A 25,791-nucleotide genomic window follows, 5' to 3' on the forward strand; every position below is an offset into this window, starting at 1 on the left:
ACAAAATAAAACTCACCCGCGTCAATACGTACTAACCCACTGAAATCAAACGAATTGCCTCATCTTTACCCATCAGCCAAAGAAGAACACGCACCGCCTGTCCACGTTCGCTTGAAAGCGTCGGATCATCATGCATCAGCTTGCGGGCATCGCTTTGCGCCAAAGCCATCAACGCCGATTGCCGTTCCAAATCCGCCACCCGAAAGCGCGGAAGCCCCGATTGCGCCGTGCCCAACACGTCACCCGCGCCGCGCATCGCCAAGTCTTCCTCGGCAATGCGAAACCCATCTTCGGTCTCTCGCAAAATCTCCAACCTGCGCCGCCCGGTCTCGGTCAGAGGCGGCTGATACAACAGCAAACAGGTCGAGGCGACATCGCCCCGCCCGACCCGTCCGCGCAATTGGTGCAGCTGCGCCAGACCAAAATGTTCGGCCCTCTCAATCACCATGATCGACGCATTGGGCACATTGACCCCAACCTCAATCACCGTCGTGGCCACCAAGACTGCAATCTCGCCCGCCGCAAACTGTGCCATGGTCCGGTCTTTGTCCTCCGGGGCCATCTGACCATGCACAAGCCCAACATGCCCCTCGCCCAACACGGCGCGCAGATGTTTGAACCGTTCTTCGGCGGCCATCATATCGACCAGCTCGCTTTCCTCGACCAGCGGACAGACCCAATAGGCCTGCCGGCCGTTCTCAATCGCTCCACGCAAATGCGCCACGACTTCGTCGATCCGATCCGTTGCGCTTAAGGCCGTTTTGATCGGCGTGCGCCCGGGCGGCTTTTCGTCCAAAATCGACAGGTCCATATCGCCGTAATGGGCCAAGGACAGCGAGCGAGGGATTGGCGTCGCCGTCATCACCAACACATCCACGGCCTGCCCCTTTTGCGCCAATGCCAAACGTTGCGTGACCCCAAACCGGTGCTGCTCGTCAATGATCGAAAGCCGTAAATCGTGAAACACCACATCGTCTTGAAACACCGCATGGGTGCCGACCAAGATCTGAATATCCCCGCTTGCGAGCGCATCGAGTTTGGCCTGGCGGTCACGGCCCTTGTCACGCCCGGTCAACAGCTCAAGCACCACACCCGCCGCCTCGGCCATCGGTTTGAGCCCCTCAAGGTGTTGACGTGCAAGGATTTCTGTTGGTGCCATCATCACGCCCTGCCCGCCCGCCTCAACCGCGACCAAAAGCGCGTCCAAGGCCACAAGCGTTTTTCCAGATCCGACATCACCCATCAACAGACGGTTCATCCGCACCGGTTGCGCCATGTCGTCGGCGATCTCCGCCATAGCCCGCGCCTGTGCCCCAGTGGGGCGAAATGGCAAAGCGGCCAACACCTTTGAGCGCAAATGGCCATCTCCCACATTGACCCGCCCCTTGCCGCGACGCACCCGAGCGCGTGCCAAAGCCAAGGTCACTTGATGGGCAAAAAGTTCGTCATAGGCCAATCGTTGCCGCGCGGGAGCCGTCGCCGCCACCTCGTGCAACGACAAAGGCCGGTGTGCTTGCGCCAAAGCGGCGTGAAATTCTGGCCACCCCTCGCGCGCGCGCAAGGCCGGATCAATCCACTCCGCCATTTCCGGCACCCGCTCCAACGCGCTTTCACTCGCCTTGGCCATCGTTTTTTGCGTCACGCCGGCGGTCAACGGATAGACGGGCTCAAACTGCCCCAAGTTGCCCGCCTCATCTGTCTCCAAAATATGATCGGGATGCGGCATTTGATATTGGTTGTCGTACAGCTCAACCTTGCCAGACAGCAGCCGGCGTTCACCAATCGGCAATTGCGCCTCGATCCATTTTGGTGCGCCGCGAAAGAACACCACTTGAAACGCGATCTCTGCGTCCTCCACGATGACGCGATACGGCAGGCCCTTACGGATGGGCGGTTGATGGCGCAGCACCGTGACCTCGACCGTGGCGATTTCGCCCGGCACACCCTCGCGCAAACTGTCGCGCCGCCGTCGATCCACCACAGCATGGGGCAGCGTGAACAACAGATCGCGGGGGCGCTCGATCCCAATCGCAGGCAGCGCTTTTGCCGTCTTCGGACCAACCCCCGCGAGGGTTTCAAGCCCGGCAAACAGCGGGAACAGGATATCTGGCCGCCCCGCGCTCATGCGTCGCCGATCAGGGCCAACCAGCCGTCTTCATCAAGAGTGTCAATGCCCAACTCGCGGGCCTTTTTCTCTTTCGATCCGGCTCCCGGCCCTGCGACCAACAGGTCGGTTTTGGCCGACACCGACCCCGAGACTTTCGCGCCCAAAGATTCTGCGCGAGCTTTGGCTTCCGCTCGGGTCATTTTCTCGAGCGTGCCAGTGAAGACGACGATCTTGCCACTGACCGGGCTGTCGTTTTTGGGCTTTTCCGCGTCAACCACGGTCAGATGCGCAACCAAACGGTTGATCGAGTCGCGCTCGGCCTCTTGGTGGAAGGCGGTGATCACTGAGGTGGCCATGACCGCGCCGACGCCATCGACGGCCAAAAGGTCGTCCCATTGCGCACCGACACCGATCTGAGCCTCGGTCATCGCGGTCTCAAACGCGTCCCATGTGCCGTAGGTTGTGGCCAAAAGGCTGGCGGAACTGTCACCGACGTGGCGGATGCCGAGGGCAAAAATGAGCTTGGCCAAGGGGATGGTTTTGCGGGCGTCGATGGCGTCAAACAGGCTGTTGGCGGATTTTTCACCCCAGCCTTCGCGGTTTTTGAGCTGTTGCAGCCCCGCAGAGAAGCGGTCGCGCAGGGTGAAAATATCGGCGGGCTCTTTGACCCAGCCATCTTTGCAGAACTGCTCGATCTGCTTGGCCCCAAGCCCGTCTATGTCAAATGCACCGCGAGAAACGAAATGTTTCAATTTTTCAACAGCTTGCGCAGGACAAATGAGCCCGCCCGAGCAACGACGAACGGCGTCGCCTTCTTCACGGACCGCCTCAGAGCCGCATTCGGGACAAACGGTCGGATAGAGGAAGGGTACGGCGTCCTCGGGGCGTTTGGTCAAGTCGACATCGGCGATTTTGGGGATCACATCACCGGCACGATAGACCTGAACCCAGTCGCCGACGCGAATGTCTTTGCCGTCCCGGATGTCACCGCCTTTGCTGTCGCGCCCCGTGATGTAATCTTCGTTGTGCAAGGTTGCGTTGGACACAACGACCCCACCGACCGTGACCGGGATCAGGCGGGCGACAGGAGACAACGCGCCAGTACGACCGACCTGAATGTCGATGGCTTCCAACCGGGTCCAAGCCAATTCGGCGGGGAATTTATGGGCAATGGCCCATCTCGGCGTGGTCGAGCGAAAGCCGAGGCGGCGTTGCAGCGCCAGATCGTCGACCTTGTAGACGACGCCGTCGATGTCATAGCCAAGCGTGGCCCTTTGGGCCTCGATGCTACGATAATGGGAGATGAGATCACTGATCTCGGTGAAACGTCGGGTCAGCGGGTTGGTTTGAAACCCAAGGGCATGCAGGCGCTCAATCGCCGCCATTTGAGTTTCGGCCAAGGGCATGGACAGCTCGCCCCAGGCATAGGCGAAAAATTTAAGCGGGCGGGCGCGGGTGATTTCGGGGTCGAGTTGGCGCAGTGATCCCGCGGCCGCATTGCGCGGGTTGGCGAATGTTTTGCCACCGCGCTCAGTCTGGCGGGCATTAAGCGCCTCAAAATCGGCGTGGCTCATATAGACTTCGCCACGCACCTCAAGCACATCAGGGGCACCGTCCAGCGTTTGGGGAATATCCGCAATGGTCAGGGCGTTGGCGGTGACGTTTTCTCCGATCTCTCCATCGCCGCGGGTTGCGGCATGGATGAGCTGCCCGCTCTCGTAGCGAATGGAGAGCGACAATCCGTCGATTTTGGGCTCCGCCGTATAGGCAATTTCACCCGGCGCACCGAGATATTTGCGCACGGACTGGTCGAACTCCACCACATCCTCATCGTCAAACGCATTGGACAGCGACATCATCCGCACCGCATGGGTGATTTTGCCAAAGCCCTCGGACGGAGCGGCCCCGACTTGTTCGCTGGGACTGTCAATGCGTTTGAGATATGGGAATCGCGTCTCAATCTCAGCGTTTCGACGTTTGAGCGCGTCATAGTCTGAATCGTCTAGCACGGGTGCGTCTTCGCCATGATAGGCGGTATTGGCGCGCGCCAAAAGATCGGCCAAACGCGCCAATTCTGCGCGCGCCTGCGCCTCATCAAGATGATCTATGGCGATGTCTGCCGACATAAAAAAACCTCCCCGGAATGCGCCTGACCTATGGTTTAGGAGAGGTGCACGGGGAGGTCCAGTCAGATAGATCCACGGAGAGAGAGAAAACACCAAAGCCAATCGTTACATTTCGGTCGGACCCATCATCAGAAAGGCCCTGAGCAAAGAACTGGCGTGCGCAGGTTAAGCGCCCACGGCCATTTGTTCATCCATACCGCCCGCAGAGGGTTCCGGATCGCGCAGCACATAGCCACGGCCCCACACGGTTTCGATGTAATTGTCGCCATCTGTGGCATTGGCCAGTTTTTTGCGCAGCTTACAGATAAAGACGTCGATGATTTTGAGTTCAGGCTCATCCATACCGCCGTAAAGGTGGTTGAGGAACATTTCCTTGGTGAGCGTGGTGCCTTTGCGCAGCGACAGCAATTCGAGCATTTGATACTCTTTGCCGGTCAGATGCACGGGTTTGCCCCCCACAGACACAGTTTTGGCATCGAGATTGACCTCGATTTTGCCAGTGCGGATGATGGATTGCGAATGGCCTTTGGATCGGCGGATGATCGCATGGATACGGGCGACCAATTCTTCGCGGTGGAACGGCTTGGTGAGGTAATCGTCCGCGCCAAATCCGAACCCTTTGATCTTATTCTCGGTGTCATCGGCCCCGGACAGGATCAAAATCGGTGTATCGACACGGGCCAAACGCAATTGGCGTAGCACATCGTGACCATTCATATCCGGCAGACCAAGATCCAAAAGGATCAAATCGTAATCATAAAGTTTGGCGAGATCGATGCCCTCTTCACCCAAATCAGTCGTGTAGACGTTTAGATTCGCATGCGACAACATCAGTTCGATGCTTTTCGAGGTGGTGGGGTCGTCTTCAACCAGCAAAATACGCATACCCTAAATCTCCGTTGCTATCTTCTAATAAGCGTTCTTGTTGCGTTCGCTCCTTAGGAAGATGGTCAAAAATGGTTAACTACACGTTACCAGTTTTAACCTTTTCGCATTTTCAACTCAAGGTTGTCTATATTTTTGCACTGCAGTGGCCTTTAACGCCGCTTCCCCGTACTCAGAAATCGCATTTTTCCAAGAATTGAACTCTTCTTCGGACAATCCGTAGAGTTTGAGCGCCTCAGTTTGGGGAATCAGTCCAAACACCACACCTTTGACAACCGAAGCCTTACGTGACGCCACCCAGCGGCGCGTTTCTGCCGGAGGCAGGTCAGCGCGGGTCATAATGGACCCGTCCGGGAGGGTCACCGCGCGCGGTCCATCGACTTTTTTGAGATACATGGGCTCACCCTTCGTTAAATTGCACCCCTCTTTTGCAACAACTCCCTTAATGGGGGGTGAAACCGCCCCTTGAGAATAGCTCGTATTTTCCTATATTATGGTCCTATTCCCGAAAGGATTTGTTCATGTCTCATGACGGCGCTCTCCCGCTGAACTCTTTGGGCTTTGCCAAAGCCCCCCAAGACACCCGCGTCGTCGTGGCGATGTCGGGTGGTGTCGACAGCTCTGTTGTGGCCGCGCAACTGGCCGAAGAAGGCTATGATGTGATCGGTGTCACGCTTCAGCTTTATGACCATGGGGCCGCTTTGGCCAAGAAAGGCGCGTGTTGTGCCGGACGCGACATTCATGACGCGCGCCGCGTGGCCGAAGAGATGGGATTTCCGCATTATGTGCTCGATTATGAAAACGTGTTCAAAGACGCGGTGATTGATGAGTTTGCCGACAGCTATCTGGCCGGGGCCACGCCTGTGCCCTGTATCCGTTGCAACGAGCGGGTGAAGTTCAAGGACCTGTTGGAAACCGCCAAGGATTTGGATGCCGATTGCATGGCGACAGGCCATTATATTCAGCGCGTGATGGGCGCCAATGGGCCTGAATTGCACTCAGCGGCGGATGCGAACCGCGATCAAAGCTATTTCCTGTTCTCGACCAAGCCCGAGCAGCTTGACTACCTGCGCTTCCCGCTGGGCCATTTGCCATCGAAAGATGCGACCCGGGCGCTGGCGGCGAAATACGGGTTGAGTGTGGCGGACAAGCCCGACAGCCAAGATATTTGCTTCGTGCCAAACGGCAATTACGCCCAGGTGATCGAAAAACTGCGCCCTGGTGCGGCGGACCCCGGCGAGATTGTCGATCATGAGGGCAACATCATGGGCACTCACAATGGGGTGATTCATTACACCATCGGGCAGCGCCGCGGGCTTGGCATCGGCGGGCTGGCCGATCCGCTTTATGTGGTCAAACTTGATGTCGACAAAAAACAGGTCGTCGTCGGGCCAAAAGACATGCTTGCCACCCGCAAAATTCCGGTGCGCGAAATCAATTGGCTGGGCGATGAACCGTTTACCTCGCGCGACGAATGGCATGTGATGGTTCGGGTGCGTTCGACCCGACCGCCGCGTGATGCGATCATCCGGCCGATCTCCGACACCGAAGCCGAGGTCGAATTGTTTGTCGCCGAAGAAGGCGTCTCACCCGGTCAGGCCTGTGTGTTCTACGACAGTGACAGCCCGCGCATTTTTGGCGGCGGCTGGATTTGGCGCGGATATTGAAATGAGACACTTGGCGCTGGCAATCATCGCGATCTTGATCTTGCCCACTGTGGCACTGTCTGATCCGGCGGGGGAATGTGGTGGCGGCTCTCAGGTTGAGATCGCGGACTGTGTGGCGCTGCAAGAGGATGCGGCGGAGCAGTCGATGCAGACCATCCTCGGCTTTGCCCGTGCTTCGGCGACAGAGTTGGATGAGATCACCGAGCGTTCTGTTGCCCTGCCCGCTTTGGAGGCGGCGCAACAGGCGTGGGAGACCTACCGCGCCGCGCAATGTGACTTTGTCGGCAGCACCTATGGCGGTGGTTCAGGCACGGGGATTGCGATCCGCTCCTGCCGGATTGAGTTGACCCGCGCACGCGAGGCAGAACTGCGCGGCGCTATTCGCTGAGCTCTTGAGTGGGGGCCTGAGGCAACAGATACGCCACCAAATCCGCCCGGTCCTGATCCGAGCCCTGATCCGAGCGCGTGCGGTGGCGGGTGAGAAAAAGCATCAAATTCTCTGGCGTTGCCGACGCGAGATCAAGCTGGGCCACATCGCGATGACAGCGGGCACAGGATTGGGCATAAATCAGCGCGCCTTGCGCAGAATCACCCAGCGGATCGGCGTAAAGCGGCACGGCCATCACCATCATTAGAACGAGAAAACGGGCCATTTTGCGCCTCCTGTCCGTAGAGTAGCGCCGCTGAAGCGATCTGTCGTTGATCCAGAGCTACCCAGCGATGCCGTCCAAAATCGCCCGTGCCGCGCGCAGGCCTGGGGCGTCGCCACCACGGCCAAGCCGCTCCATCGTCACTGAGAGCGCGTCACTTTGTGCCTCTGGGTGCAAAAGGATGACGCTCAGTGCCGGGGCGATTTTCTCGGGCACACACTTTTGCGCCAAAAATTCCGGCACAACGCGGGTTTCAGACACAAGATTGACCAGGGTCACCGTGTCGATCAGCAATTTGCGCTCGACGATCTTTTGCGTCAGCCAATTCATTTTATAGGCGATGACCATCGGCGTATCATTCGCCGCCAATTCCAAGGACACCGTGCCAGAGGCCGCCAGCGCCATATCGGCGGCTTTGAAGGCGGCGCGTTTTTCCGCGCGGTCCGTGGCCTCGATCAGGATCGGCGGCACGGACCACTGCGACGTCAAATCGCGCACCACATCCTCGACGCCCTGCGCCATCGGCAAAACGACCCGCGCGCTGGGATGGGTTTGGGCGAATAAATCCAAGGCTGCACCAAAGGTCTCGGCCAACCGCGTGACCTCGCCTTTGCGCGATCCGGGCAGAACCAAGACCAAGGGCGCATCGCCGATCTGATGTTTCGCGCGAAAAGCGACGACTTCGTCTTTGGTTGCGATCTCATCGGTCACGACCGGGTGGCCGACGAAATCACAGCGCAGACCGACGCTTTCAAAATACGGCGGCTCAAACGGGAACAGCGCCAGCACTTGATCCACACGGGCGGCCATTTTCGCCGCCCGTTCGGGCCGCCATGCCCACACCGTCGGGGCAACATAATGACAGACGCGAATGTCAGAGCGGGCTTTGACGATGTCGGCCACGCGCAGACAAAAATCCGGGCTATCAATGGTCAAAACCACATCAGGTTGCCAGTCCAGAATGGCCTCGACCACCTCGCGAATGCGGCGTTTGAGGTGGAAATACTTCGGCAGGATCTCCATGATCCCCATCAGTGACAGTTCGGACATCGGAAATTGGCTCGACAGGCCCGCCTCCGTCATCATCGCGCCACCGACACCGCGAAACTCCACATCACAGAGCGTTTTGAGCGCGGCCATGCAAGACGCGCCCAATTTGTCGCCCGAGGCCTCTCCGGCAATGACAAAAACCTTCAGGCTCATATCGCTTTCAAGAACATGCCCGCCTCCGCAATCCGCGCTTTGACCGCATCGGCGTCCAAAACAATCACCTGTTCAGCCGGAATGACGACCCCGCCCAGCCCGGCATCACGCGCCGCCGTGATCGTGTCCGGGCCAATGGTCGGCATGTCGATGCGCAGGTCCTGACCGCGTTTGGGAACTTTGACAAACACTCCCGGCGCGCGGCGCAAATGATCGGGCGTTTGCGCGACATAGGCCAACATCGCATCCGTCCCCTGCACGGTTTCAATGCCCAACATCTGGCCCCCGGCGCAGACCGCGCCTTGGCCAACGTCCAAGGGCGACAGCGCATCTAAGACGGATTTTGCCCGTACCGCATCCGCCTCGTCCTGCGCGGTCGGTTTACGCCCCCAAAGCGTGCCTTTTTCCAAAACCAAATCCGGGCAAATCTCGGTCGCCGAGCGGATGATGAAGCCTTGGGATTCAAACAAAGCGATCACCTCGCGCAGCAGACCATCATCGCCCTTGCCCAAAGACATGGCGAGTTTGAGCGCGTGGCGATCCATCAGCACCGGATTGATTTTGGGCCGCGCCATGGCCCCCGCAAAGGTGACTGCCACGACATCATGCGCTTTCAACTCTTTGAAAAGCTTTCCAAGTTTTTCGACCCGTGCCGAGATATGTTCCGCGCCTTTGGGCACCGCAATGTCTGAGAAGGTGACATAGACCGGATTGACCAGTGCCTGCGCCAATGTGGCGGGCAAACGGCCCGATCCGGCGATGATCGCGGTTCTTTTGGCCGGGGACGTCATCGGCGCGCCCTCATTTTGGCGTTAAAAATCCGCGGTCGCTGTCGCCCATCACAAAGGCCACCATGCGGGCAACATAATCGCTGTCAAAATCCTCCGACAGGCGGTGGGCGCGATCTTTAAACGCGCCTTCGCCCTGTTTGAGCATCTGAAACGCGGCGCGCAATTGATTGATGTCGTCGCGGGCCACACCTTTGCGTTTGAGACCAACCAGATTAAGCCCGTCCAATTCCGCGCGCGGACCTTGGACCAACGCATGTGGCAAGACATCGGCGGTGACCATGGAAAGCGCGCCGATGATGGCGCCCTGGCCGATCCGCACCCATTGGTGAATGCCCGACAGCCCACCGACAATCACGTCGTCTTCGATCACACAATGCCCGGCCACGGCGACTGAATTGACCAAAATCACCCGATCGCCGATCTGGACGTCATGGGCAACATGGGCGGAGGCCATAAACAAGCCATCGTCGCCGACGCGCGTCACCCCGCCACCCCCTTCGGTGCCGAGGTTCATCGTCACATATTCGCGGATGCGGTTGCGTTTGCCGATCACAAGGCGGGTCTCTTCGCCTTTGAATTTCAAATCCTGCGGGATCGCTCCGATCGAGGCAAATTGAAACACTGTGGTCTCATCACCGATCTCGGTCATGCCCTCAATCACCACATGGGATTTGATCACAACCCCTGTCCCCAGCCGCACCTTGGGCCCGATCACACAAAACGGGCCAATCTGGCAGCCCGCGCCAATCACGGCCCCCTCTTCAATGACAGAAGACGGATGGATCTTGGCGCTTGGGTCGATGAGGCTCATGAGATCGCTCCTGATCAGGTGTTGGACGCAGACAGATCCATCATCGCGGTAAACGAGGCCTCACAGGCCACCTCGCCATCGACTTCGGCTCGGCCATCGAATTTCCACACTTTGCCACCGCCGCGTTTGACCGTGACATGCATCTTCAGCTGATCGCCCGGCACCACTTTGCGGCGGAATTTACAGCCGTCGATGTTCATAAAGAACACGTTAAAGACCTTGTCGGCCAGATCCATATGCACACCGACCAACACAGCCGCCGTTTGCGCCATCGCCTCGACAATCATCACGCCGGGCATCACCGGCATGCCGGGAAAATGCCCGGTGAAATGCGGTTCATTGAAGGTGACGTTTTTGATACCGGTGCAGCCGGTGCTGGTGTCGATGTCAACCACCCGATCCACCAACAAAAACGGATAGCGATGCGGCAAAATCCGTTGAATCAAATCAATATCGGCGGTTTTCAAGTGGTCCGTCATATCTCTTCCCTCGGCCTTTGATCTTATTTTTATCTGTGTAACGCGACGCCGGGGCCGAACATACGGGCCAGATCAGTCCCATGTGCCAGTCTGGCGTGAAATTCGTCCTGTTTTCTACCAACAGCGCCCCGCCGTGACAAGCGGTCTGGAGACTGTTGGACTCAGTCGGCGCTCGCGGGGGTGTCTTCTGTCGATCTGTCTTCGGCGGGTGGCGTGGTCGGCTCTTGGGCGTCCGCGGCGTCGCGTTCAGCCTGACGTGCATCCAGTTGATCAATCACAACTTTTGACACATCAATCGACCCGGCCATCAAATAAACCTGTTGCCGTTCCAGCACCACCACGGCGCCAAGATCACGCGCGACACGGGTCAAAACCGCATTCATTTCCGTTTCCAACTCTTCCAGACCACTGTCATAGAGGCTTTGGACATCGCGCGCCTTTTCGTCCTGCTGGTCGCGCACCTCGGTGACCTTAGCGTCAAATTCTGCGGCCCGCGCGCGAAAGGCCTCATCGGTCATCATCGGGCGCTGATCTGAAATTTCTTGTTCTTCGGCTTCGAGATCTGCGTAGATTTGGTCGTTCTCGACCAAAAGAGCAGACCGAGCGGCCTCAATTTTTGCCTCAAGGGCCATGCCCATCTGGCTCTGCGAAATCACCCGCGACCGATCAAACGCCAAAATCGGAAAGGTCAGTTTTGGCTGAGCTTGTGGTATTTCGCTGCTCGGGGCGTCTTGGGCCGTGGCCAATGGCGCGCCCGCCAAGAGAGACACTCCTGCCGCAACAACCGCCAAAGACCACAGCCGGAGACCCGACATCAGAAGCTCGTGGAAATGGTCAGATCGAAGCTTTGCTCTTTGTCATACTCTTCTTTGTCCAACGCTTTGGTGAAGTTAAAGCGCAGCGGCCCCAGAGGGGTGGTCCAGAAAATCGACGCACCGACAACAGAACGCCAATTTGGATCGTCACTGCCTGCAATGATGCCCGACGCATCATCGAGCCCCCACACGGAGCCATAGTCAAAGAACAAACCGCCCGAGAGACCATATTCTTCTGGCAGGCCCAGCGGGAAATTCGCTTCAAGCCGCGCCACGGCGTAATAGTTGCCGCCCAGAGCCACATCATTGGTGGACGAGCGTGGACCAATGCCGCCCGGCTCGAACCCGCGCATGATTGAGGAGCTGTTGAAATAGCGGTTGGACACACGAGTGCCATCATCGCTTTCAATGATCCCGCCCTCAACGGTGGCGCGCAGGGTCACCTCTTCGTTCAGGACTTTCATCTCACCAGTCAGTTCCGCCGAGGTGCGGGTAAAATCAACGTCGCCGCCAATCACACCGGCATAGTCCTGACCAAATTTGAACAGGAGGCCTGCGTTCGGATTAAGCCCGGTGCGGCGGGTGTCATAGCTGTAACTGTAGCCAAGCGAATGGGTGATGACCCCGCCCGCGTCAATGTCGTTTTGGATCTGAGACGGCAGATCGGCGTAATTGCTGTCAACCTCGCGAACTTCGCTCCATTCGCCCCGGTAGTTCAGGGTCAAAACGCCATTTTCAGACACAGGAAAGGACAGGCGCGGCGAGAGATACGCCCGGCGCAGGTCATGCTCGGCGTAGCCCGGTTGCGAGCTGCTGATCCCAGCCCCAAGACCAAAGCCCACATCGCGCCCCAAGAAAGCCGGTTCGGCAAAGTTGAACGACAGGTTCCCGTCGTCCAGCTTCGTGGTCAGGTTGAAGGACAGGCTTTGTCCCCGCCCCAAGAAATTTGCCTCACTGAAAGAGGCCACAAGATTCGCCCCGTCAGACACAGAGAAGTTTGCGCCAAAGGTGAACGAGCCGGTTGGCTTTTCGCTGACATTGACGTCCACCACGACCTGCTCGCCCGAGGAGCCTTCGCGGGTGTTCACATCAGCGTTGGAGAAAAAGCCAAGCGCGCGAATACGATCCGCCGCTTCGCGAATTTCGCGCGGGTTGAACGGGTCGCCTTCGACCACTTTAAACTGATGACGGACAACGCGGTCCAATGTGGTGGCATTGCCTTCGATGTCGATGCGTTCGACAAACACGCGCGGGCCACGCACAAGGGCAAATTCGATGTCCAGCGTCAGATCGCGGTCATTGCGGGTCACGCGCGGCTCAACCCGAAGGAAATCAATCCCCTTCTTGGTCGCCAGCGTTTCCATCCGCGCAATCACATTGTCGATCGCCAGCGGCGAATAGGTTTGGCCGCTGCGGATATTCGCCACTTTTTGGAACTCTTCGGCATCCGCCTCATCAATGCCGGAGACGGTGGAAATCGTGCCAAAATCGTATTTCTGGCCTTCGCGCACGTTGAAGGTCAGGAAATAGGCGTTGCGTTCGCGCGAAAACTCGGCGGCCACATTCAACACCTGAAAATCGACATAACCACGCGAGGTGTAGAAATCCATCAACACTCGCTTGTCGAATTCGATGCGGTCTTCGGCATAGGTATCTTTGCCGATGATAAAGCGGAAAATGCCCGCCTGTTTGGTTTCCAAAACGCGGCGCAGGCGACTGTCAGAAAACTCACGGTTGCCGACAAAGCTCAGCCGTTCAATTTCAACGCCTTTGCCCTCAGTCACCTCAAACACCACATCCACGCGGTTGTCGTTGCGGCGGATGATTTTCGGGGTCACGGTGGCGACAAGCTGGCCTTTGACCTCATAGGCCTGGGTCAATGCGGCGGCATCGGCTTCGGCGGTGGCGGGCGAATAGACCCGGCGCACCTGCGTCGACAACATCGGCATCAACGCGTCATCAGAGATTTTGCGGTTGCCTTCAATCGAGATGCGCGACACCACCGGGTATTCGCTGACTTTGATCAGCAAAGTCGATCCGCTTGGGACAAATTCGACGGTTTCAAACAGGCCGGAGCCCAAAACCTTTTGATAGGCGTCATTCAGCTCAGCGGCTGAGACGCTTTGACCACGAGCGATTCCCGCGTAGGACAGGATGGTGTCGGCCGAAACGCGTTGTGCGCCTTCGATCGTCACGTTGGAAAAGCGATAACTCTGCGCCTGTGCTGCCGTGGGAAATACGGCATAAGACACTGAAGTTGCTGCAAAAGCTGCAAAAGAGAGGGCAAAGGCACGCGCAGCAATGCGGTGTTTGCGACGGGTCGACTTTTGAATGATGGACACCATGACAGCTTTCTCGAAATTCCACAAAACGTTGTAGCTGAGTACCGGGATTACGGCCTCTTGTCAAAAGCCTAGCCCGCAGCACAGGGGCCTTAACACTGTGGCATATACGCGAAGGTGTCATGCGCAAAACAAAAGGACCCTCGCGATGCGAAAGCCCCTGCTTTGAAATCATAAAGATGCAGCTTTGTGCCCGGGGGAGGTCCCCCACATGTTCAGCTCTCGTTTACAAGAAAAACTGGCCAAAAAACGCACCGGCGACAAGCGCCACGGTGATCGTTGCCGCGTACAAAAGACGATCCCAATTGAGATCGGCCAATTGCGAAAGGCTGCGATAGCTTGCACGGATTGCGGTCATCTCAGTCCCATCCTCTCTGTCTCAGCCCCATACACCGGGCCTTTTTCGGTATGTCGCGCGCCACATCGGCGCTCAGACAGAGGGATACATCCCGAATATGGCAAGAGTTGGGCCGTTTTCTCAATCACCTTGAAAAAACGGCCCCTCAATCGCGGATCAATCGCGGAGACCGTATGTTTTGATCAGACGCAGAACAGATCCGCAGACAGCCCCAGCACCATAAAGCTCAGGATCACCACAAGACCCACGGTCATCATCACGCCCACGGCTCGGTCCGGCAAAGGTTTGCCGCGCACAGCCTCATAGGCGTAAAACACCAAATGCCCGCCATCGAGCACCGGGATCGGAAACAGGTTCATCAGGCCGATCGCCGTTGAAAGCGTCGCGATGGTCAAAAAGAACGAGGACACACTCACCGAGGCCGCCGAGGACACGACCTGTGCGATCCCCACCGGGCCCGACAGGTTACAGGCCGAAATCGCCCCGATCGACATGTTGTAAATCGCCGACAAGGACAGAGAAATCACCGCCCAGACTTGGCCCACACCGGCGCTGACCGCCTCGCCAAAGGACACAGGCACCGAGCCGATGGTGAAATAGGTGCCACCCGCGATGCCAATCATGTAGCGGGTCTCAAACCCGCCTTCGGGGAGCGGCAGATCACGTTGGCGCGGCGTCATTTTCGCTTCAAAGGTTTGACCATCACGCAGCACGGTCAGGGTTGCTTCGCCGCCTTTGAAATCGCTGAAATAGGCCAAAAGATCACCAAAGGTCGCAACCTCCACGCCGTCAATCGCGGTGACCATATCGCCGGTCTCCAGCCCTGCGTCTTTGGCGGCGGATTTCATGCTAAATTCGTCGATCCGCGCCGGAAACGGATGCGGTGCCTCGACAGTTTGCTCAACACCATCGCGCAGAACGGTATAGGGCAAGCTCATCTCATGCGGCAGGCTGGCGATAAAATCACTATAGCCCTCAAGACCTTCGGGCACAGGCGTGCCGGCAATCGCGATGATCTTATCCCCCGGCTCGATGCCCACCTCAATCGGCATTTTGGAAATCTCATCGACGATCAAGACGTCGCCGGATTTGCCCATGGTGAACAGCACAGCGACAAACACCAGCGCCGAAAAGAGAAAGTTGAACACCGGCCCCGCCGCAACAGTGAGCGTGCGCGCCCAAAGCGGTGCCCCCGGCATGGTGTGGCGCGCCTCATCCGGGCTCATGCCCTCAACCGCATGGGCATCGGGAGCGGAGGCGGCATTGGCGTCGCCTGCGAATTTCACATAGCCCCCAAAAGGCAGCGCCGCGAGTTGCCACACCGTGCCGCGTTTGTCCGTGCGCGACCAGATCACTTTGCCAAAGCCCAAAGAGAATACATCCGCCTTGATCCCGGACCAGCGCCCGACGATGTAATGGCCATATTCATGCACGGTGACGATGATCGACAAGGCAATGACAAACACGATGACGGTATAAATGGTGTTGCCAAAGCTCATCAGGAGCGCGGTGATTTCCATGGGCTGTCGATCCTCTGATCTCTTTATTTCTGCGGCGGTTTCCGCCTTAGAGTGTTTTTTGCACCGAGAAAGCGCGGGCTCTCGCCTCTTTATCCGCTTCCAGCACATTATCCAAGCTCAAGGCATTGACCCGCAGGTTCACACCCGATGACATATCGTTGAGGACCGTTTCCACGATCCGCGCCATGTCCAAAAATCCAATTTTTTCGGCAATAAAAAGGTCCAAAGCCGCCTCTTTTGCGGCGTTGAACACGGCCCCGGCCAAGCCGCCAATCGCCATCACATCGCGCGCCAACCTGAGCGCCGGGAACCGGATCTCATCCGGCGCCTCAAACTGTAGCGTGCCGATTTTGGCCAGATCCAGCCGCGCCACCGGCAAATCGCGCCGCTCTGGCCAATGCAGCGCATAGCCAATGGCATGACGCATATCGGGCGCGCCCAGATGCGCCATCAGCGCCCCGTCGCGAAACCCGACCAGCGCGTGCACATAGGAGCCGGGATGCACCAACACTTCGATTTGTTCCGGCGCAAAGCCAAAATATTCTCGCGTTTCAATGAGTTCCAATGCCTTGTTGAACATCGAGGCGGAATCAATCGTGATCCTCTGCCCCATGTCCCAAGACGGGTGCGTGCAGGCCTCGGCCAAGCGCGCATTCTTCAGCCGCTCCAAGGACCAGTCGCGAAACGGCCCCCCGAGGCGGTGATGATCACCCGCTCGACCTCGGATTGATCCTCGCCCACAAGGCCCTGAAACACCGCCGAATGTTCGGAATCCACCGGCAAAATCCGCGCGCCGTGGCTTTGGGCCGATTGCATCAACAAAGACCCCGCCGTCACAAGGCTTTCTTTGTTGGCGAGCGCCAAGGTGGTGCCGTGGCGCAAAGCATGAAGACCGGGGGCCAGCCCCGCCGCACCCACAATTGCCGACATGGTCCAATCGACCGCGCGTTCGGCGGCCTCAAGCAGCGCGTGGTCCCCCGCCGTGGCCTGAATGCCCGTGCCAGACAACGCCTCACGCAGCGCGGGCAAACAGTCCTCATAGGCGGTCACTGCGACCTCGGCCCCAAGAGCGCGGGCGTCATGGGCCAAAAGATCGACATTGCGCCCGCCGGTCAGCGCCACCACATCATAGGCCTCGCGGTCGCGTCGGATCAGATCAATCGTAGACTGACCGATGGAGCCGGTCGCGCCGAAAATGGAAATACGTCGCATGGATTATCCAAACAGCAGGTTGAGCAGAAAGGCCAGCGCGCCGAGCGCCAAAAGCGCGTCAAACCGATCCAAAACCCCACCATGGCCGGGGATGATATTGGAGCTGTCTTTGACCCCCATCCGGCGTTTCAACCCGCTTTCCAAAATATCGCCAAGTTGGGAGGCGAAGGCCAGAATCACCGAGGACGTGATGAAAAACCAATAGCGCACGAAACCTTCGGGCATGAATTGATGGGCGTAAGCCGCCAAAATGGCAACGCCGATCCAACCGCCCAAAATACCGGACCACGTTTTTTTCGGGCTGATGCGGGGCCAGAATTTTGGCCCGCCTAAGGTTTTGCCAACCAAATAGCCCATGCTGTCGGCGACAATCACCAAGCCGATGATGTACAGCAACAGCGTGCGTCCACCTTGGGAGGACAGTTGCAACAGGCCCAAACAACCAAAGACCAAAAGGACGAAATAGCCCGCAAGTGCGGCGATGTCGCTGGGGGCAAAGCCGCCCTGCCCGCTTTTGTGGCGCGCCATGCGGACCAATTCCCATGCTCCGATCAATCCCGCCAAAGCCACAAGCGCGCGAAACGCGTCATGCCCGGACAACACCGCGCCCAAGCCAAGCGTGACCATCACAATCGCGGACAAAATCCGCGGCCGCAAATCGCGCCAGTTGCCTTTGGCCAAAAAGCGGGGGCCAGATTTTAACGTGGATTTCGGTTTCGTCGGGCGGTCCGTCACGATTTAACCCCGCCAAACCGACGATCCCGATGAGCAAACCGCGCCATGCAATCGGCGAAGACCTCTGAGGTGAAATCCGGCCAAAGCGTGTCGATGAACTCATATTCCGAATAGGCCGATTGCCACAAAAGAAAGTTGGAAATGCGCGCCTCGCCCGAGGTACGGATCACCAAATCGGGGTCGGGCAAGACCCGTGTGTCGAGGTAGCGCGTCAGCGTGGTTTCATCGACCGTTTCCGGGTCCAACACGCCGGTTTTGACATCGCGGGCCATCTCTTTGATCGCACGGGACACCTCATCGCGGCCACCATAGTTGATCGCGATGGTCAGATGCACCTTGGTGTTCTCGCGCGTCACCTCTTCGAGATCATCCATCAACGCGATCAGTTTTTTATCCAACCGTGGCCGATCGCCAATAAAGCGCACCCGCACGCCCTCGGCGACCAAACCTTTGAGTTCGCTTTGAATATAGCGGCGAAACAGCGACATCAGACCCGACACTTCGGTCTGGGTGCGTTTCCAATTCTCGGTCGAAAAAGCAAAGATGGTCAGGTATTTGACGCCCAGATCAGGACAGGCGCGCACGATCTCTTTGACCCGTTTCGCGCCGGCATGGTGACCAAAGAGACGCGGTTTGCCACGCGCCTGCGCCCAACGCCCATTGCCGTCCATGATCACAGCCACATGGGTGGCGTGCTCCGCAGTCGGCTCAGATTGAGCGGCGGACTTCTGCGTGTCCGCGTGCTCGGCTGTGCCTTCCGGCGTCTGGTTTGGCCTCATTTCGGGCATCGCGCCTCTCTGTCTGAACCGTGGTCCCGACAGGACCATACTCTCGTCTTTACACTCAAAACGCCCCCAGGGGGAGCGCTTGCTCTTGAATTTAGCCCATGTTGAGCGCAATCGCGGGCTCTTTGCGACACCTGAAGCGGGGCAAACGTCGCGATCTGCGGTGATCTTAAACCTGCATGATCTCTTCTTGCTTGTGCTCAAGCATTTCGTCGATGCGTTTGATATGGGCGTTGGTGAGATCTTGCACTTCGGATTCCCAGATTTTTTGGTCATCCTCGGACATGCCGTCGCCTTTGGCGCGTTTGATTTGCTCCATGCCGTCGCGGCGCACGTTGCGCACCGCGACGCGGGCGTGTTCGGCGTAACCGCCCGCCACTTTGGTCAATTCGCGGCGGCGTTCTTCGTTCAACTCGGGGATCGGCAACATGATGATCGTGCCGTTCAGCTGCGGGTTGATGCCAAGGCCGCTTTCGCGAATGGCTTTTTCAACCTTGTTGACCAGACCTTTGTCCCAGACGTTGATCGTCACCATCCGGGGTTCTGGCACGTTGACTGTGCCCACTTGGTTGATCGGGGTCATCGAGCCGTAGGCATCCACCATGATCGGTTCCAACATCGAGCCAGAGGCACGGCCTGTGCGCAAAGAGGCAAATTCCGTACGCAGGTTGGCCAAAGCGCCATCCATACGTTTGGACAGGTCATCTGTATCGAGCATGAAATCGTCGGACATGGGTGCTTTCCCTTTTCGTGATGTCGTGCGCGCTCCGTCTGATGAGCGCAGCGGCAAATTTGCAGCATTCAATAAGCCACCGGGGTTCGGATGTATAGCCCTTCTGCCGCGCCGCGTGTTGCGTCAAGACATGAAGACGCCCCGCGCCGGAACGCGGGACGTTTGATTGGCTTGCCCGGAGTTTGGAGCCCGCATCAAAGACAAGCGAAAGATCAGAACTTATACGACAGGCTCAAAGTCAGCGTGTCCGCCGTCAGCTTGTTGTCAAAGGGAATAGCATCCTCAAGATAGTCGCGGTAAATCGTGCGCGACAGCTCGATGCCCCCCATAAGTTTCTCTGTCATGATCATCTTCGCGCCAATGCCAAAGGCCACGCCATTCTCTGTGGTGTCAAAATCGGGAATTTTGAATCTGACCAATCCGACATGCGCATAGGGTAAAAACCGCCCGGCATCATAGCCCGCCATCAGGCTCAGAGCCATGCGCGAAGGATCGTCGTCAAAGACATCACTTTCAACACTCACAGTAGTGTAGCTCATCTGAACGCCACCAACGAAGGTGCCGAAATCGCGCAGATATCCGACATGCGCGCCCAGATAATCCGCCGCGTAATCCAGCGACACATTTCCGCCGTCAAAGTCGGTCGTGGTGTCGCCAAATCCAAGCTGAACCCCTGCGTAGAACCCGGTCCAATCGGTCGAAACAGGCGATGCGATGACGGGTGGATCTTGCGCGACGGGGGCCATTCCACCGGCCAAAGCCCCGGATGCACACAACGCCGCAGCGCAGACCATTGTGGTAAATTTGATCATGTCAGTGTCCTCCTCCACAATATCACGAGATATTGGACCACAGGAGGCGATGTCAGCACAACGACACAGATCAAATCAGCACAACAAACGGCGGCTTTTTGGCAAAACCCAATCAGCTGACGGTGGTGTAAATCCCCTCGCCCGCCAAAATCGAGCGAAAGCCACCCGGCGCATCGAGCGGGAACACGATCAGCGGCAGGTCATTGTCACGCGCCAAAGCAATTGCAGAGGCATCCATGACCTTGAGGTTCTTGCGCAGCACCTCGTCATAGCTGACGTGATCATAGCGCTTCGCGTCGGGGTTGGTTTTTGGATCTTTGTCATAGACACCATCGACGCCGTTTTTGCCCATAAAGATCGCCTCACAGCTCATCTCATTGGCGCGTAATGTCGCGGCTGTATCGGTGGTGAAATAGGGGTTGCCAGTGCCGGCCGCGAAAATACAAATCCGACCTTTCTCAAGGTGGCGCACAGCGCGGCGGCGAATGTAGGGTTCGGCCACTTCGTTCATCGTAATCGCGGAAATCACCCGGGTGTTGATGTCGAGCGCTTCCAAAGCGGCCTGCATCCCCAGCGCGTTCATCACGGTGGCGAGCATCCCCATATAATCGGCGGTGGTGCGTTCCATCCCCTGCGCCGACCCTTGCAGCCCGCGAAAGATGTTGCCGCCGCCGATGACCATACAAATCTCAACGCCCAGATCGTGCACCGTCTTCACTTCTTGTGCGATCCGTTCCACCGTCGGCGGGTGCAGGCCAAAACCCTGCGTGCCCATCAGCGCCTCGCCTGAAATTTTCAACAGCACACGTTTGTATTTCGTGGCAGGATGACCCTGTTCCGCGTTGCTCATCTGATGTCCCCGGCGTTATGTCTGAAATCGGTGCCAAAATGAGCCAAAATCGGCAAAGGTTCAATGCAGCATATGAGATATTTTTCCCCTGCGCCCTCTGGACAAGCCCCACACAGACTGTCACCCGAAACACCATGACCTTGCCCTTTGACATATCCCCCGACCAACCGGTGCTCATCGCCGGGCCGACCGCCTCCGGAAAATCCGCGCTTGCGCTTGAGATTGCGACCACCCAGGGCGGCGTGATTGTCAATGCCGATGCACTACAAGTATTTGATAACTGGCGCATTTTGTCCGCCAGACCGGGGCCGGAGGACACTGCACTGGCGCCACATGCGCTCTATGGTCATGTGCCCGGACATGAGGCCTATTCGGTCGGCCATTGGCTGCGCGATGTCACCCCCTATCTCAGCGGTCCCACCCGTCCCATCATCGTCGGCGGCACAGGGCTTTATTTTTCAGCACTCACTGACGGTTTGGTCGAGATCCCCGCCACACCGCCGGCGCTGCGCGCCGAGGCCGATCAAAGGCGGGTGGATGAGGGCGGACATGCCGGGCTTTTGGCCGAATTGGACGCCAAAGATCCGCGCACGGCGGCCCAAATAGACCGACTGAACCCGATGCGGGTGCAACGGGCGTGGGAAGTGTTGCGCGCCACCGGACGGGGCTTGGCGGATTGGCAGGCTGACACCCCGCCACCGCTGTTGCCGCTCTCCGCCTGTTGCCCTCTCGTTCTGGACGCAGATCGCGATTGGTTGGCGGACCGCATCGCACGACGATTCGCATTGATGCTTGATCAGGGGGCTTTGGAGGAAGCGCGGGCCAATTTGGCCACATGGGACCCTGCCGCGCCGTCGTCCAAGGCCATCGGCGCGCCGGAATTGATCGCCCATTTGCGTGGCGAGATGTCGCTGGAGGCGGCAAAACAGGCCGCAACCATCGCAACGCGGCAATATGCCAAGCGTCAACGCACTTGGTTTAGGGCACGCATGGGCGCATTCCACAAGATATCGCGACCGTAACCAGCCCTAGGATCACCTCAAGATATACCCACATGTCATTGAAATACCTTTATATTTCCTTTGACAGCGCTGATGTGACGCTTAGTGTGACGAAAGTTATACAAATCGAACACATCGGATCACCATGGCCGTTTCTGAGACACGTAAAATATTCAAAACCCTTCCTCTGGGTGAAATGTCCGCCTCTGCGACCTCTGCGCGCGAACCTACGGAATCGGTCTCCGTATCCCGTCCACGCAAGGCATCTGTGGCCAAAACCCCCGAGATCCCCACCCCACCCGCCTACCGGGTTCACCCGCTGGGCCGAGGCAGCGCCTCTTTGTCGGCCGCTGCAAAATGGCGCACCGAAGCCATGCGCAGCCACCGCAGCCCGACGTTGTTGTGGTTCACGCGTGGTCAAGGCCGGATCACCGTTTCGGGCGTGACCCGCGGCTTTGGTCCGCACAACCTGATCTTTTTGCCGACCCGCACCATGTACGGGTTTGAACCGATTGGTCAGGTGATGGGCCATGCCGTCCATCTGCCCGACGATCCGACTTTGGGCCTGCCGCACGAGCCGCTGCACATGCGGTTTCGTGAGGTGATCCAGCAAAATGAGATCACCGGGATGATCGAAACCCTTCAACGCGAGATTGACCAATCTCAGCCCGGTCGCGAGCGCGCGATGGCATTTCAGGCCGGGATGATTTCGGTCTGGTTGGAGCGGCAAATGAGCATCATGCCGGAATATGATCTCACGCCTGACGCCTCGCGCCGTTTGGCGGCAGCCTATACGTCCTTGGTTGAAAACGAGCTTTATGACGGTCGTACGGTGACGCATTTTGCCGCCGAGCTGGGGGTCACCCCCGGTCATTTGTCGCGGGCGTGTAATATCGCCTGTGGCCGGTCTGCCTCAGCGATTTTGGCCGATCGTGTGCATTTCGAAGCGCGCCGAATGTTGGCGGAAACCGATCTCCCGATCAAATATATCGCGGAAAAATTAGGGTTTCATTCGGCGGCCTATTTCAGTCGGGCGTTTCACAAACACACCGGCTACGCTCCGCGCAATTTTCGTCAAAACGGCTAATCATCACGTCACTGGCGTGGGTTTTGGGGATTGGTGTCCCGAGGCCACGCCCGTCGTCCCAGTCTCAATAAACGTTCGCCCGGAGCGTTTAAAACGGCTTTACGACCCCAAATGATCCGAACGTAATTCATCGTTTCTTTATAGGGTGGCACGCCGTTGTATTTGGTCACCGCCTCAGGCCCCGCGTTATAGGCCGCAAGCGCGAGACGCCAATTGCCAAAACGATTGTACATCTGACGCAAGTATCGCGCGCCGCCTTCGAGGTTTTGCGCCGGATCGTTGATATTGACCCCCAACCGCCGCGCCGTGTCTGGCATCAATTGCGCCAATCCGGTTGCGCCCACCGGGCTTTTGGCGTGGGTATTCCAGCCACTTTCCTGTTGCACAAGCCGCAGGAACAAATCGGTCGGCACCCCATGTTTGCGCGCGACATTCGTCGCCACAGGCAACCACTCGCCCTTATAGCTGCCCATAAACGGCAGGCCGACAGTGGCGCCCCCAAACCGTTCGGGCTGAAGGGTCACGGAATTGGAATATTGATCCGCCGCACGGCCATCCAAAACGTCCAGTTGCGAGCTAAAAATCGCCAAACGGTTTTTGGTCGAAAATATGTCTTCGGCCCCGGCTGCACCGACAAAACCAGTCGCGCACAGGACCCCCAAAGGCCAACCCGAAGAGCCGCACCGCGACCAAACCCCGTCACACCCATCACGCTCGTTCCAATTCTAGTGATCCATCTCGCGCAATATAGGCACAAAGCCCGATCTTTCCAAGCGCCTCGGCGTCGCAGGCGGATTTTGGCCCTTTCCTTGCGCGCCCGGGTTTGGTGTAAGGTGCCTCCAACATAAGATTCTGTAAAACATCTCTGGGAGTAGATCGCATGGCCGGTTCGGTGAACAAAGTCATCCTCATAGGCAACCTTGGACGCGACCCCGAAGTGCGGACATTCCAAAACGGCGGCAAAGTGTGCAACCTGCGCATCGCCACCTCTGAAACTTGGAAAGACCGCACCACGGGCGAACGCAAAGAGCGCACCGAATGGCATTCAGTCGCGATTTTCCAAGAGGGTCTGGTGCGCATCGCTGAACAGTATTTGCGCAAAGGCTCGAAAGTCTACATCGAAGGCAAACTTCAGACCCGCAAATGGCAGGACCAATCCGGCCAAGACAAATACTCCACCGAAATCGTGCTTCAGGGCTTTGACGGCGTGTTGACCATGCTGGATGGTCGTGGCGAAGGCGGCGGTCAAGGTGGTGGTGGTGGTGGCCAAGGCGGCGGTTACGGCGGTGGCTCAGGTGGCTACGACCAAGGCGGCGGCTATGATCAAGGCCCCTCTTCGGGCGGTTATAATCAAGGCCCGTCCTCGGGTGGCGGCGGTGGCCGTCCGGCGATGGACGACGACGAAATCCCGTTCTGATCCCGGTTCAAACCCCGCCCTTGTGGCGGGGTTTTTCATTTCAAGACCAAAGGCTTAAAAGATGAAAAAAGTCCCAAAACCCACCACAGACGATGCCCTGATCCAAGAGTTTTTGGCCAAGGGCGGCAAGGTCAGCGTTGGCAAAACCAAACCCATGCCGCATGACATCGGCTTGAGCAAAAACGTCTGGGGGGCAAAACTCACCAAAGAGGAAAAAGCCGCCAGAGACGGAGCATTGCCAGAGCCGCCCAAGAGCAAAGCGCGTAAAAAGTAGCGCCACACTCTAGAATTTGGCGGGCTGGGTTACGGTCTGTGCAGGGTTTGGCGTGAGTTCATCACCTGATTGCGTCCGGCCTGTTTGGCCCTATAAAGATGATCGTCGGCACGGCGCAAAGCCGCCCCCAAATCGCCATGGGCGCGATAAATCTCGACCCCAATTGACACAGTCACCCGCGCCTCTTCGGGCATGGCGGCGTCGCTGATCACCTGACGGATGCGTTCGGCCACACGCATCCCCATATCCTCGGGCATTTTCAGCAACACGATGGCAAATTCTTCGCCGCCGATGCGAAACAGCAGGCCCTCCCCATGCAACACCTCGCGCATAAGCCCAGCCACATTGCGCAGGATGTCATCACCGACAAAATGGCCGTAGCGGTCATTGATCTCTTTGAAATGATCAATATCGACAAACAAAACCACCCCACCCGATCCAAGCCCGCCTTTTTGTTCCATGGCCATAAAGGCGCGCCGATTGCGGCATCCGGTTAAGGCATCATAATTCAGCGTGTCGGTTAATTGCGCCTGAAGACGCCCGATGGTCACCAAAGTATAGCGCATAAACAAGATGGTGGTGATCAGCGCCATACCAAGTCGAAACGAGAACCAAAAATCCTGTGCCGCCCAATAGGAGACCGCAACCTCCAACACCGCCACCGCCACCCCCAACACCAGCGCCACCCAATGGGCAGAGAAAAAGAACCCCGCGATGGTGATGGGAAAGGCCCAAAAGGCCGACGAAATACCGTGGTTTGCAACCAACATCAAATCGCCGATATGGACCGCGATCAAAACCATGGTGGCGTTGATCGGCAGACGGCGGGACTTGAGATGTGCCCATAGATCAAAGGCCATAACCGCACTTAAAACCACGAAATAGCCTGACAACAAGTAATTGCCTTTGATCGCATATTTCACAATCGCAATCGGCAAAATGAACAAGGAAATCGACGTGATGTATTTCGCAATCAACGGCGCGCCGAGAGCGCCCGGGACTTTGAACCCGTTGATAAAATCCGATTTTCCCACCATTGGCCCATACTCTTATTTACGCGGGGTCAACTATGGATCAAAATTCAATATTCCCAAAAGCTTTTGCATTCCGATGGGCAAAAAACCACGGTCA

26 protein-coding genes and 1 pseudogene are annotated in these 25,791 nt (G+C 57.7%); 6 read left to right on the top strand and 21 right to left on the bottom strand.

The window, feature by feature from the left end; genetic code table 11:
- Positions 1-31: 31 nt before the first annotated feature.
- The 4 genes from recG to sciP all read right to left on the bottom strand — a co-directional run bounded on the left by recG (position 32) and on the right by sciP (position 5,514).
- Entirely contained in the window at positions 32-2,125 is a 2,094-nt protein-coding gene (recG, locus tag DA792_RS08015) for an ATP-dependent DNA helicase RecG (RefSeq protein ID WP_107719492.1), read from the bottom strand.
- Positions 2,122-4,233: an NAD-dependent DNA ligase LigA gene (gene ligA, locus DA792_RS08020; protein ID WP_107719493.1), complete on the bottom strand. Its 2,112-nt coding sequence runs from the start codon at positions 4,231-4,233 to the stop codon at positions 2,122-2,124. The genes recG and ligA overlap by 4 nt, the downstream gene beginning before the upstream one ends.
- 165 nt (positions 4,234-4,398) lie before the next feature.
- Complete coding sequence (gene ctrA, locus DA792_RS08025; RefSeq protein WP_107719494.1) at positions 4,399-5,118, bottom strand: response regulator transcription factor CtrA; 720 nt, start codon at positions 5,116-5,118, stop codon at positions 4,399-4,401.
- Positions 5,119-5,235: 117 nt separating this feature from the next.
- Positions 5,236-5,514, bottom strand: a complete 279-nt coding sequence (gene sciP, locus DA792_RS08030; RefSeq protein ID WP_009571890.1) for a CtrA inhibitor SciP — start codon at positions 5,512-5,514, stop codon at positions 5,236-5,238.
- 125 nt (positions 5,515-5,639) lie between these two features.
- On the opposite strand from sciP, the gene mnmA reads away from it, so the two are divergent.
- Both mnmA and DA792_RS08040 read left to right on the top strand, forming a co-directional pair.
- Entirely contained in the window at positions 5,640-6,785 is a 1,146-nt protein-coding gene (gene mnmA, locus DA792_RS08035; RefSeq protein ID WP_107719495.1) for a tRNA 2-thiouridine(34) synthase MnmA, read from the top strand.
- Position 6,786: 1 nt separating this feature from the next.
- Entirely contained in the window at positions 6,787-7,173 is a 387-nt protein-coding gene (locus DA792_RS08040) for a lysozyme inhibitor LprI family protein (RefSeq protein ID WP_107719496.1), read from the top strand.
- Here DA792_RS08040 and DA792_RS08045 read toward each other — a convergent pair.
- From DA792_RS08045 to pyrH, 15 genes and pseudogenes are all read right to left on the bottom strand, one after another.
- Entirely contained in the window at positions 7,163-7,438 is a 276-nt protein-coding gene (locus DA792_RS08045) for a c-type cytochrome (RefSeq protein ID WP_107719497.1), read from the bottom strand. The two genes, DA792_RS08040 and DA792_RS08045, sit on opposite strands and share 11 nt — an antisense overlap.
- 57 nt (positions 7,439-7,495) lie before the next feature.
- Positions 7,496-8,638, bottom strand: a complete 1,143-nt coding sequence (gene lpxB, locus DA792_RS08050; RefSeq protein WP_107719498.1) for a lipid-A-disaccharide synthase — start codon at positions 8,636-8,638, stop codon at positions 7,496-7,498.
- Positions 8,635-9,429 carry an LpxI family protein gene (locus tag DA792_RS08055; protein WP_107719499.1) on the bottom strand — a complete coding sequence of 265 codons (795 nt, stop codon included), beginning with the start codon at positions 9,427-9,429 and terminating at the stop codon, positions 8,635-8,637. Before DA792_RS08055 ends, lpxB begins: the two co-directional genes overlap by 4 nt.
- Positions 9,430-9,439: 10 nt before the next feature.
- On the bottom strand, positions 9,440-10,240 hold the full coding sequence (lpxA, locus tag DA792_RS08060) for an acyl-ACP--UDP-N-acetylglucosamine O-acyltransferase (RefSeq protein ID WP_107719500.1): 801 nt from the start codon (positions 10,238-10,240) through the stop codon (positions 9,440-9,442).
- Between the two features lie 14 nt (positions 10,241-10,254).
- The gene (fabZ, locus tag DA792_RS08065; RefSeq protein WP_107719501.1) at positions 10,255-10,719 is read right to left on the bottom strand and encodes a 3-hydroxyacyl-ACP dehydratase FabZ; all 465 of its coding nucleotides are present in this window, start codon (positions 10,717-10,719) and stop codon (positions 10,255-10,257) included.
- Positions 10,720-10,880: 161 nt separating this feature from the next.
- The gene (locus tag DA792_RS08070) at positions 10,881-11,534 is read right to left on the bottom strand and encodes an OmpH family outer membrane protein (RefSeq protein WP_107719502.1); all 654 of its coding nucleotides are present in this window, start codon (positions 11,532-11,534) and stop codon (positions 10,881-10,883) included.
- On the bottom strand, positions 11,534-13,879 hold the full coding sequence (gene bamA, locus DA792_RS08075) for an outer membrane protein assembly factor BamA (protein ID WP_107719503.1): 2,346 nt from the start codon (positions 13,877-13,879) through the stop codon (positions 11,534-11,536). The genes DA792_RS08070 and bamA overlap by 1 nt, the downstream gene beginning before the upstream one ends.
- Positions 13,880-14,102: 223 nt before the next feature.
- Positions 14,103-14,234 carry a hypothetical protein gene (locus DA792_RS23065; RefSeq protein WP_269771042.1) on the bottom strand — a complete coding sequence of 44 codons (132 nt, stop codon included), beginning with the start codon at positions 14,232-14,234 and terminating at the stop codon, positions 14,103-14,105.
- Positions 14,235-14,416: 182 nt separating this feature from the next.
- Positions 14,417-15,754 carry an RIP metalloprotease RseP gene (gene rseP, locus DA792_RS08080; RefSeq protein ID WP_107719504.1) on the bottom strand — a complete coding sequence of 446 codons (1,338 nt, stop codon included), beginning with the start codon at positions 15,752-15,754 and terminating at the stop codon, positions 14,417-14,419.
- 46 nt (positions 15,755-15,800) lie between these two features.
- Positions 15,801-16,966, bottom strand: a pseudogene (gene dxr / locus DA792_RS08085) (1-deoxy-D-xylulose-5-phosphate reductoisomerase).
- A gap of 3 nt (positions 16,967-16,969) precedes the next feature.
- Complete coding sequence (locus tag DA792_RS08090; protein ID WP_254679641.1) at positions 16,970-17,701, bottom strand: phosphatidate cytidylyltransferase; 732 nt, start codon at positions 17,699-17,701, stop codon at positions 16,970-16,972.
- Positions 17,698-18,489: an isoprenyl transferase gene (locus DA792_RS08095; protein WP_107719505.1), complete on the bottom strand. Its 792-nt coding sequence runs from the start codon at positions 18,487-18,489 to the stop codon at positions 17,698-17,700. The genes DA792_RS08090 and DA792_RS08095 overlap by 4 nt, the downstream gene beginning before the upstream one ends.
- Positions 18,490-18,655: 166 nt before the next feature.
- Positions 18,656-19,219, bottom strand: a complete 564-nt coding sequence (gene frr / locus DA792_RS08100; protein ID WP_107719506.1) for a ribosome recycling factor — start codon at positions 19,217-19,219, stop codon at positions 18,656-18,658.
- 212 nt (positions 19,220-19,431) lie between these two features.
- Positions 19,432-20,031, bottom strand: a complete 600-nt coding sequence (locus DA792_RS08105; protein WP_107719507.1) for an outer membrane protein — start codon at positions 20,029-20,031, stop codon at positions 19,432-19,434.
- Between the two features lie 112 nt (positions 20,032-20,143).
- Positions 20,144-20,881: a UMP kinase gene (pyrH, locus tag DA792_RS08110; protein ID WP_107719508.1), complete on the bottom strand. Its 738-nt coding sequence runs from the start codon at positions 20,879-20,881 to the stop codon at positions 20,144-20,146.
- Positions 20,882-21,015: 134 nt separating this feature from the next.
- On the opposite strand from pyrH, the gene miaA reads away from it, so the two are divergent.
- Together miaA and DA792_RS08120 are read left to right on the top strand one after the other, a co-directional pair.
- Entirely contained in the window at positions 21,016-21,903 is an 888-nt protein-coding gene (miaA, locus tag DA792_RS08115; RefSeq protein WP_107719509.1) for a tRNA (adenosine(37)-N6)-dimethylallyltransferase MiaA, read from the top strand.
- Positions 21,904-22,027: 124 nt separating this feature from the next.
- Positions 22,028-22,969, top strand: a complete 942-nt coding sequence (locus DA792_RS08120) for a helix-turn-helix domain-containing protein (protein WP_107719510.1) — start codon at positions 22,028-22,030, stop codon at positions 22,967-22,969.
- An 8-nt stretch (positions 22,970-22,977) separates the two neighbouring features.
- On the opposite strand, the gene DA792_RS08125 is transcribed toward DA792_RS08120, so the two are convergent.
- Positions 22,978-23,631: a lytic transglycosylase domain-containing protein gene (locus tag DA792_RS08125; RefSeq protein ID WP_107719511.1), complete on the bottom strand. Its 654-nt coding sequence runs from the start codon at positions 23,629-23,631 to the stop codon at positions 22,978-22,980.
- Positions 23,632-23,849: 218 nt separating this feature from the next.
- On the opposite strand from DA792_RS08125, the gene ssb reads away from it, so the two are divergent.
- Both ssb and DA792_RS08135 read left to right on the top strand, forming a co-directional pair.
- Positions 23,850-24,386: a single-stranded DNA-binding protein gene (gene ssb / locus DA792_RS08130; RefSeq protein WP_107719512.1), complete on the top strand. Its 537-nt coding sequence runs from the start codon at positions 23,850-23,852 to the stop codon at positions 24,384-24,386.
- A gap of 61 nt (positions 24,387-24,447) precedes the next feature.
- Positions 24,448-24,660 (top strand): hypothetical protein, encoded by a 213-nt coding sequence (locus DA792_RS08135; protein ID WP_107719513.1) that lies wholly within the window; start codon positions 24,448-24,450, stop codon positions 24,658-24,660.
- 29 nt (positions 24,661-24,689) lie between these two features.
- Here the strand turns inward: DA792_RS08135 and DA792_RS08140 are convergent, their stop codons facing one another.
- Entirely contained in the window at positions 24,690-25,697 is a 1,008-nt protein-coding gene (locus DA792_RS08140) for a GGDEF domain-containing protein (protein WP_107719514.1), read from the bottom strand.
- Positions 25,698-25,791: the final 94 nt, after the last annotated feature.

Source organism: Celeribacter baekdonensis (genome assembly GCF_003047105.1).
In the GTDB taxonomy this organism is placed as follows: domain Bacteria; phylum Pseudomonadota; class Alphaproteobacteria; order Rhodobacterales; family Rhodobacteraceae; genus Celeribacter; species Celeribacter baekdonensis_B.

Bases quoted from the DNA above. Each gene is read 5' to 3' on its own strand.
- recG (WP_107719492.1), bottom strand. From the start codon at position 2,125: ATGAGCGCGGGGCGGCCAGATATCCTGTTCCCGCTGTTTGCCGGGCTT.
- ligA (WP_107719493.1), bottom strand. From the start codon at position 4,233: ATGTCGGCAGACATCGCCATAGATCATCTTGATGAGGCGCAGGCGCGC.
- ctrA (WP_107719494.1), bottom strand. From the start codon at position 5,118: ATGCGTATTTTGCTGGTTGAAGACGACCCCACCACCTCGAAAAGCATC.
- sciP (WP_009571890.1), bottom strand. From the start codon at position 5,514: ATGTATCTCAAAAAAGTCGATGGACCGCGCGCGGTGACCCTCCCGGAC.
- mnmA (WP_107719495.1), top strand. From the start codon at position 5,640: ATGTCTCATGACGGCGCTCTCCCGCTGAACTCTTTGGGCTTTGCCAAA.
- DA792_RS08040 (WP_107719496.1), top strand. From the start codon at position 6,787: ATGAGACACTTGGCGCTGGCAATCATCGCGATCTTGATCTTGCCCACT.
- DA792_RS08045 (WP_107719497.1), bottom strand. From the start codon at position 7,438: ATGGCCCGTTTTCTCGTTCTAATGATGGTGATGGCCGTGCCGCTTTAC.
- lpxB (WP_107719498.1), bottom strand. From the start codon at position 8,638: ATGAGCCTGAAGGTTTTTGTCATTGCCGGAGAGGCCTCGGGCGACAAA.
- DA792_RS08055 (WP_107719499.1), bottom strand. From the start codon at position 9,429: ATGACGTCCCCGGCCAAAAGAACCGCGATCATCGCCGGATCGGGCCGT.
- lpxA (WP_107719500.1), bottom strand. From the start codon at position 10,240: ATGAGCCTCATCGACCCAAGCGCCAAGATCCATCCGTCTTCTGTCATT.
- fabZ (WP_107719501.1), bottom strand. From the start codon at position 10,719: ATGACGGACCACTTGAAAACCGCCGATATTGATTTGATTCAACGGATT.
- DA792_RS08070 (WP_107719502.1), bottom strand. From the start codon at position 11,534: ATGTCGGGTCTCCGGCTGTGGTCTTTGGCGGTTGTTGCGGCAGGAGTG.
- bamA (WP_107719503.1), bottom strand. From the start codon at position 13,879: ATGGTGTCCATCATTCAAAAGTCGACCCGTCGCAAACACCGCATTGCT.
- DA792_RS23065 (WP_269771042.1), bottom strand. From the start codon at position 14,234: ATGACCGCAATCCGTGCAAGCTATCGCAGCCTTTCGCAATTGGCCGAT.
- rseP (WP_107719504.1), bottom strand. From the start codon at position 15,754: ATGGAAATCACCGCGCTCCTGATGAGCTTTGGCAACACCATTTATACC.
- DA792_RS08095 (WP_107719505.1), bottom strand. From the start codon at position 18,489: ATGCCCGAAATGAGGCCAAACCAGACGCCGGAAGGCACAGCCGAGCAC.
- frr (WP_107719506.1), bottom strand. From the start codon at position 19,219: ATGTCCGACGATTTCATGCTCGATACAGATGACCTGTCCAAACGTATG.
- DA792_RS08105 (WP_107719507.1), bottom strand. From the start codon at position 20,031: ATGATCAAATTTACCACAATGGTCTGCGCTGCGGCGTTGTGTGCATCC.
- pyrH (WP_107719508.1), bottom strand. From the start codon at position 20,881: ATGAGCAACGCGGAACAGGGTCATCCTGCCACGAAATACAAACGTGTG.
- miaA (WP_107719509.1), top strand. From the start codon at position 21,016: ATGACCTTGCCCTTTGACATATCCCCCGACCAACCGGTGCTCATCGCC.
- DA792_RS08120 (WP_107719510.1), top strand. From the start codon at position 22,028: ATGGCCGTTTCTGAGACACGTAAAATATTCAAAACCCTTCCTCTGGGT.
- ssb (WP_107719512.1), top strand. From the start codon at position 23,850: ATGGCCGGTTCGGTGAACAAAGTCATCCTCATAGGCAACCTTGGACGC.
- DA792_RS08135 (WP_107719513.1), top strand. From the start codon at position 24,448: ATGAAAAAAGTCCCAAAACCCACCACAGACGATGCCCTGATCCAAGAG.
- DA792_RS08140 (WP_107719514.1), bottom strand. From the start codon at position 25,697: ATGGTGGGAAAATCGGATTTTATCAACGGGTTCAAAGTCCCGGGCGCT.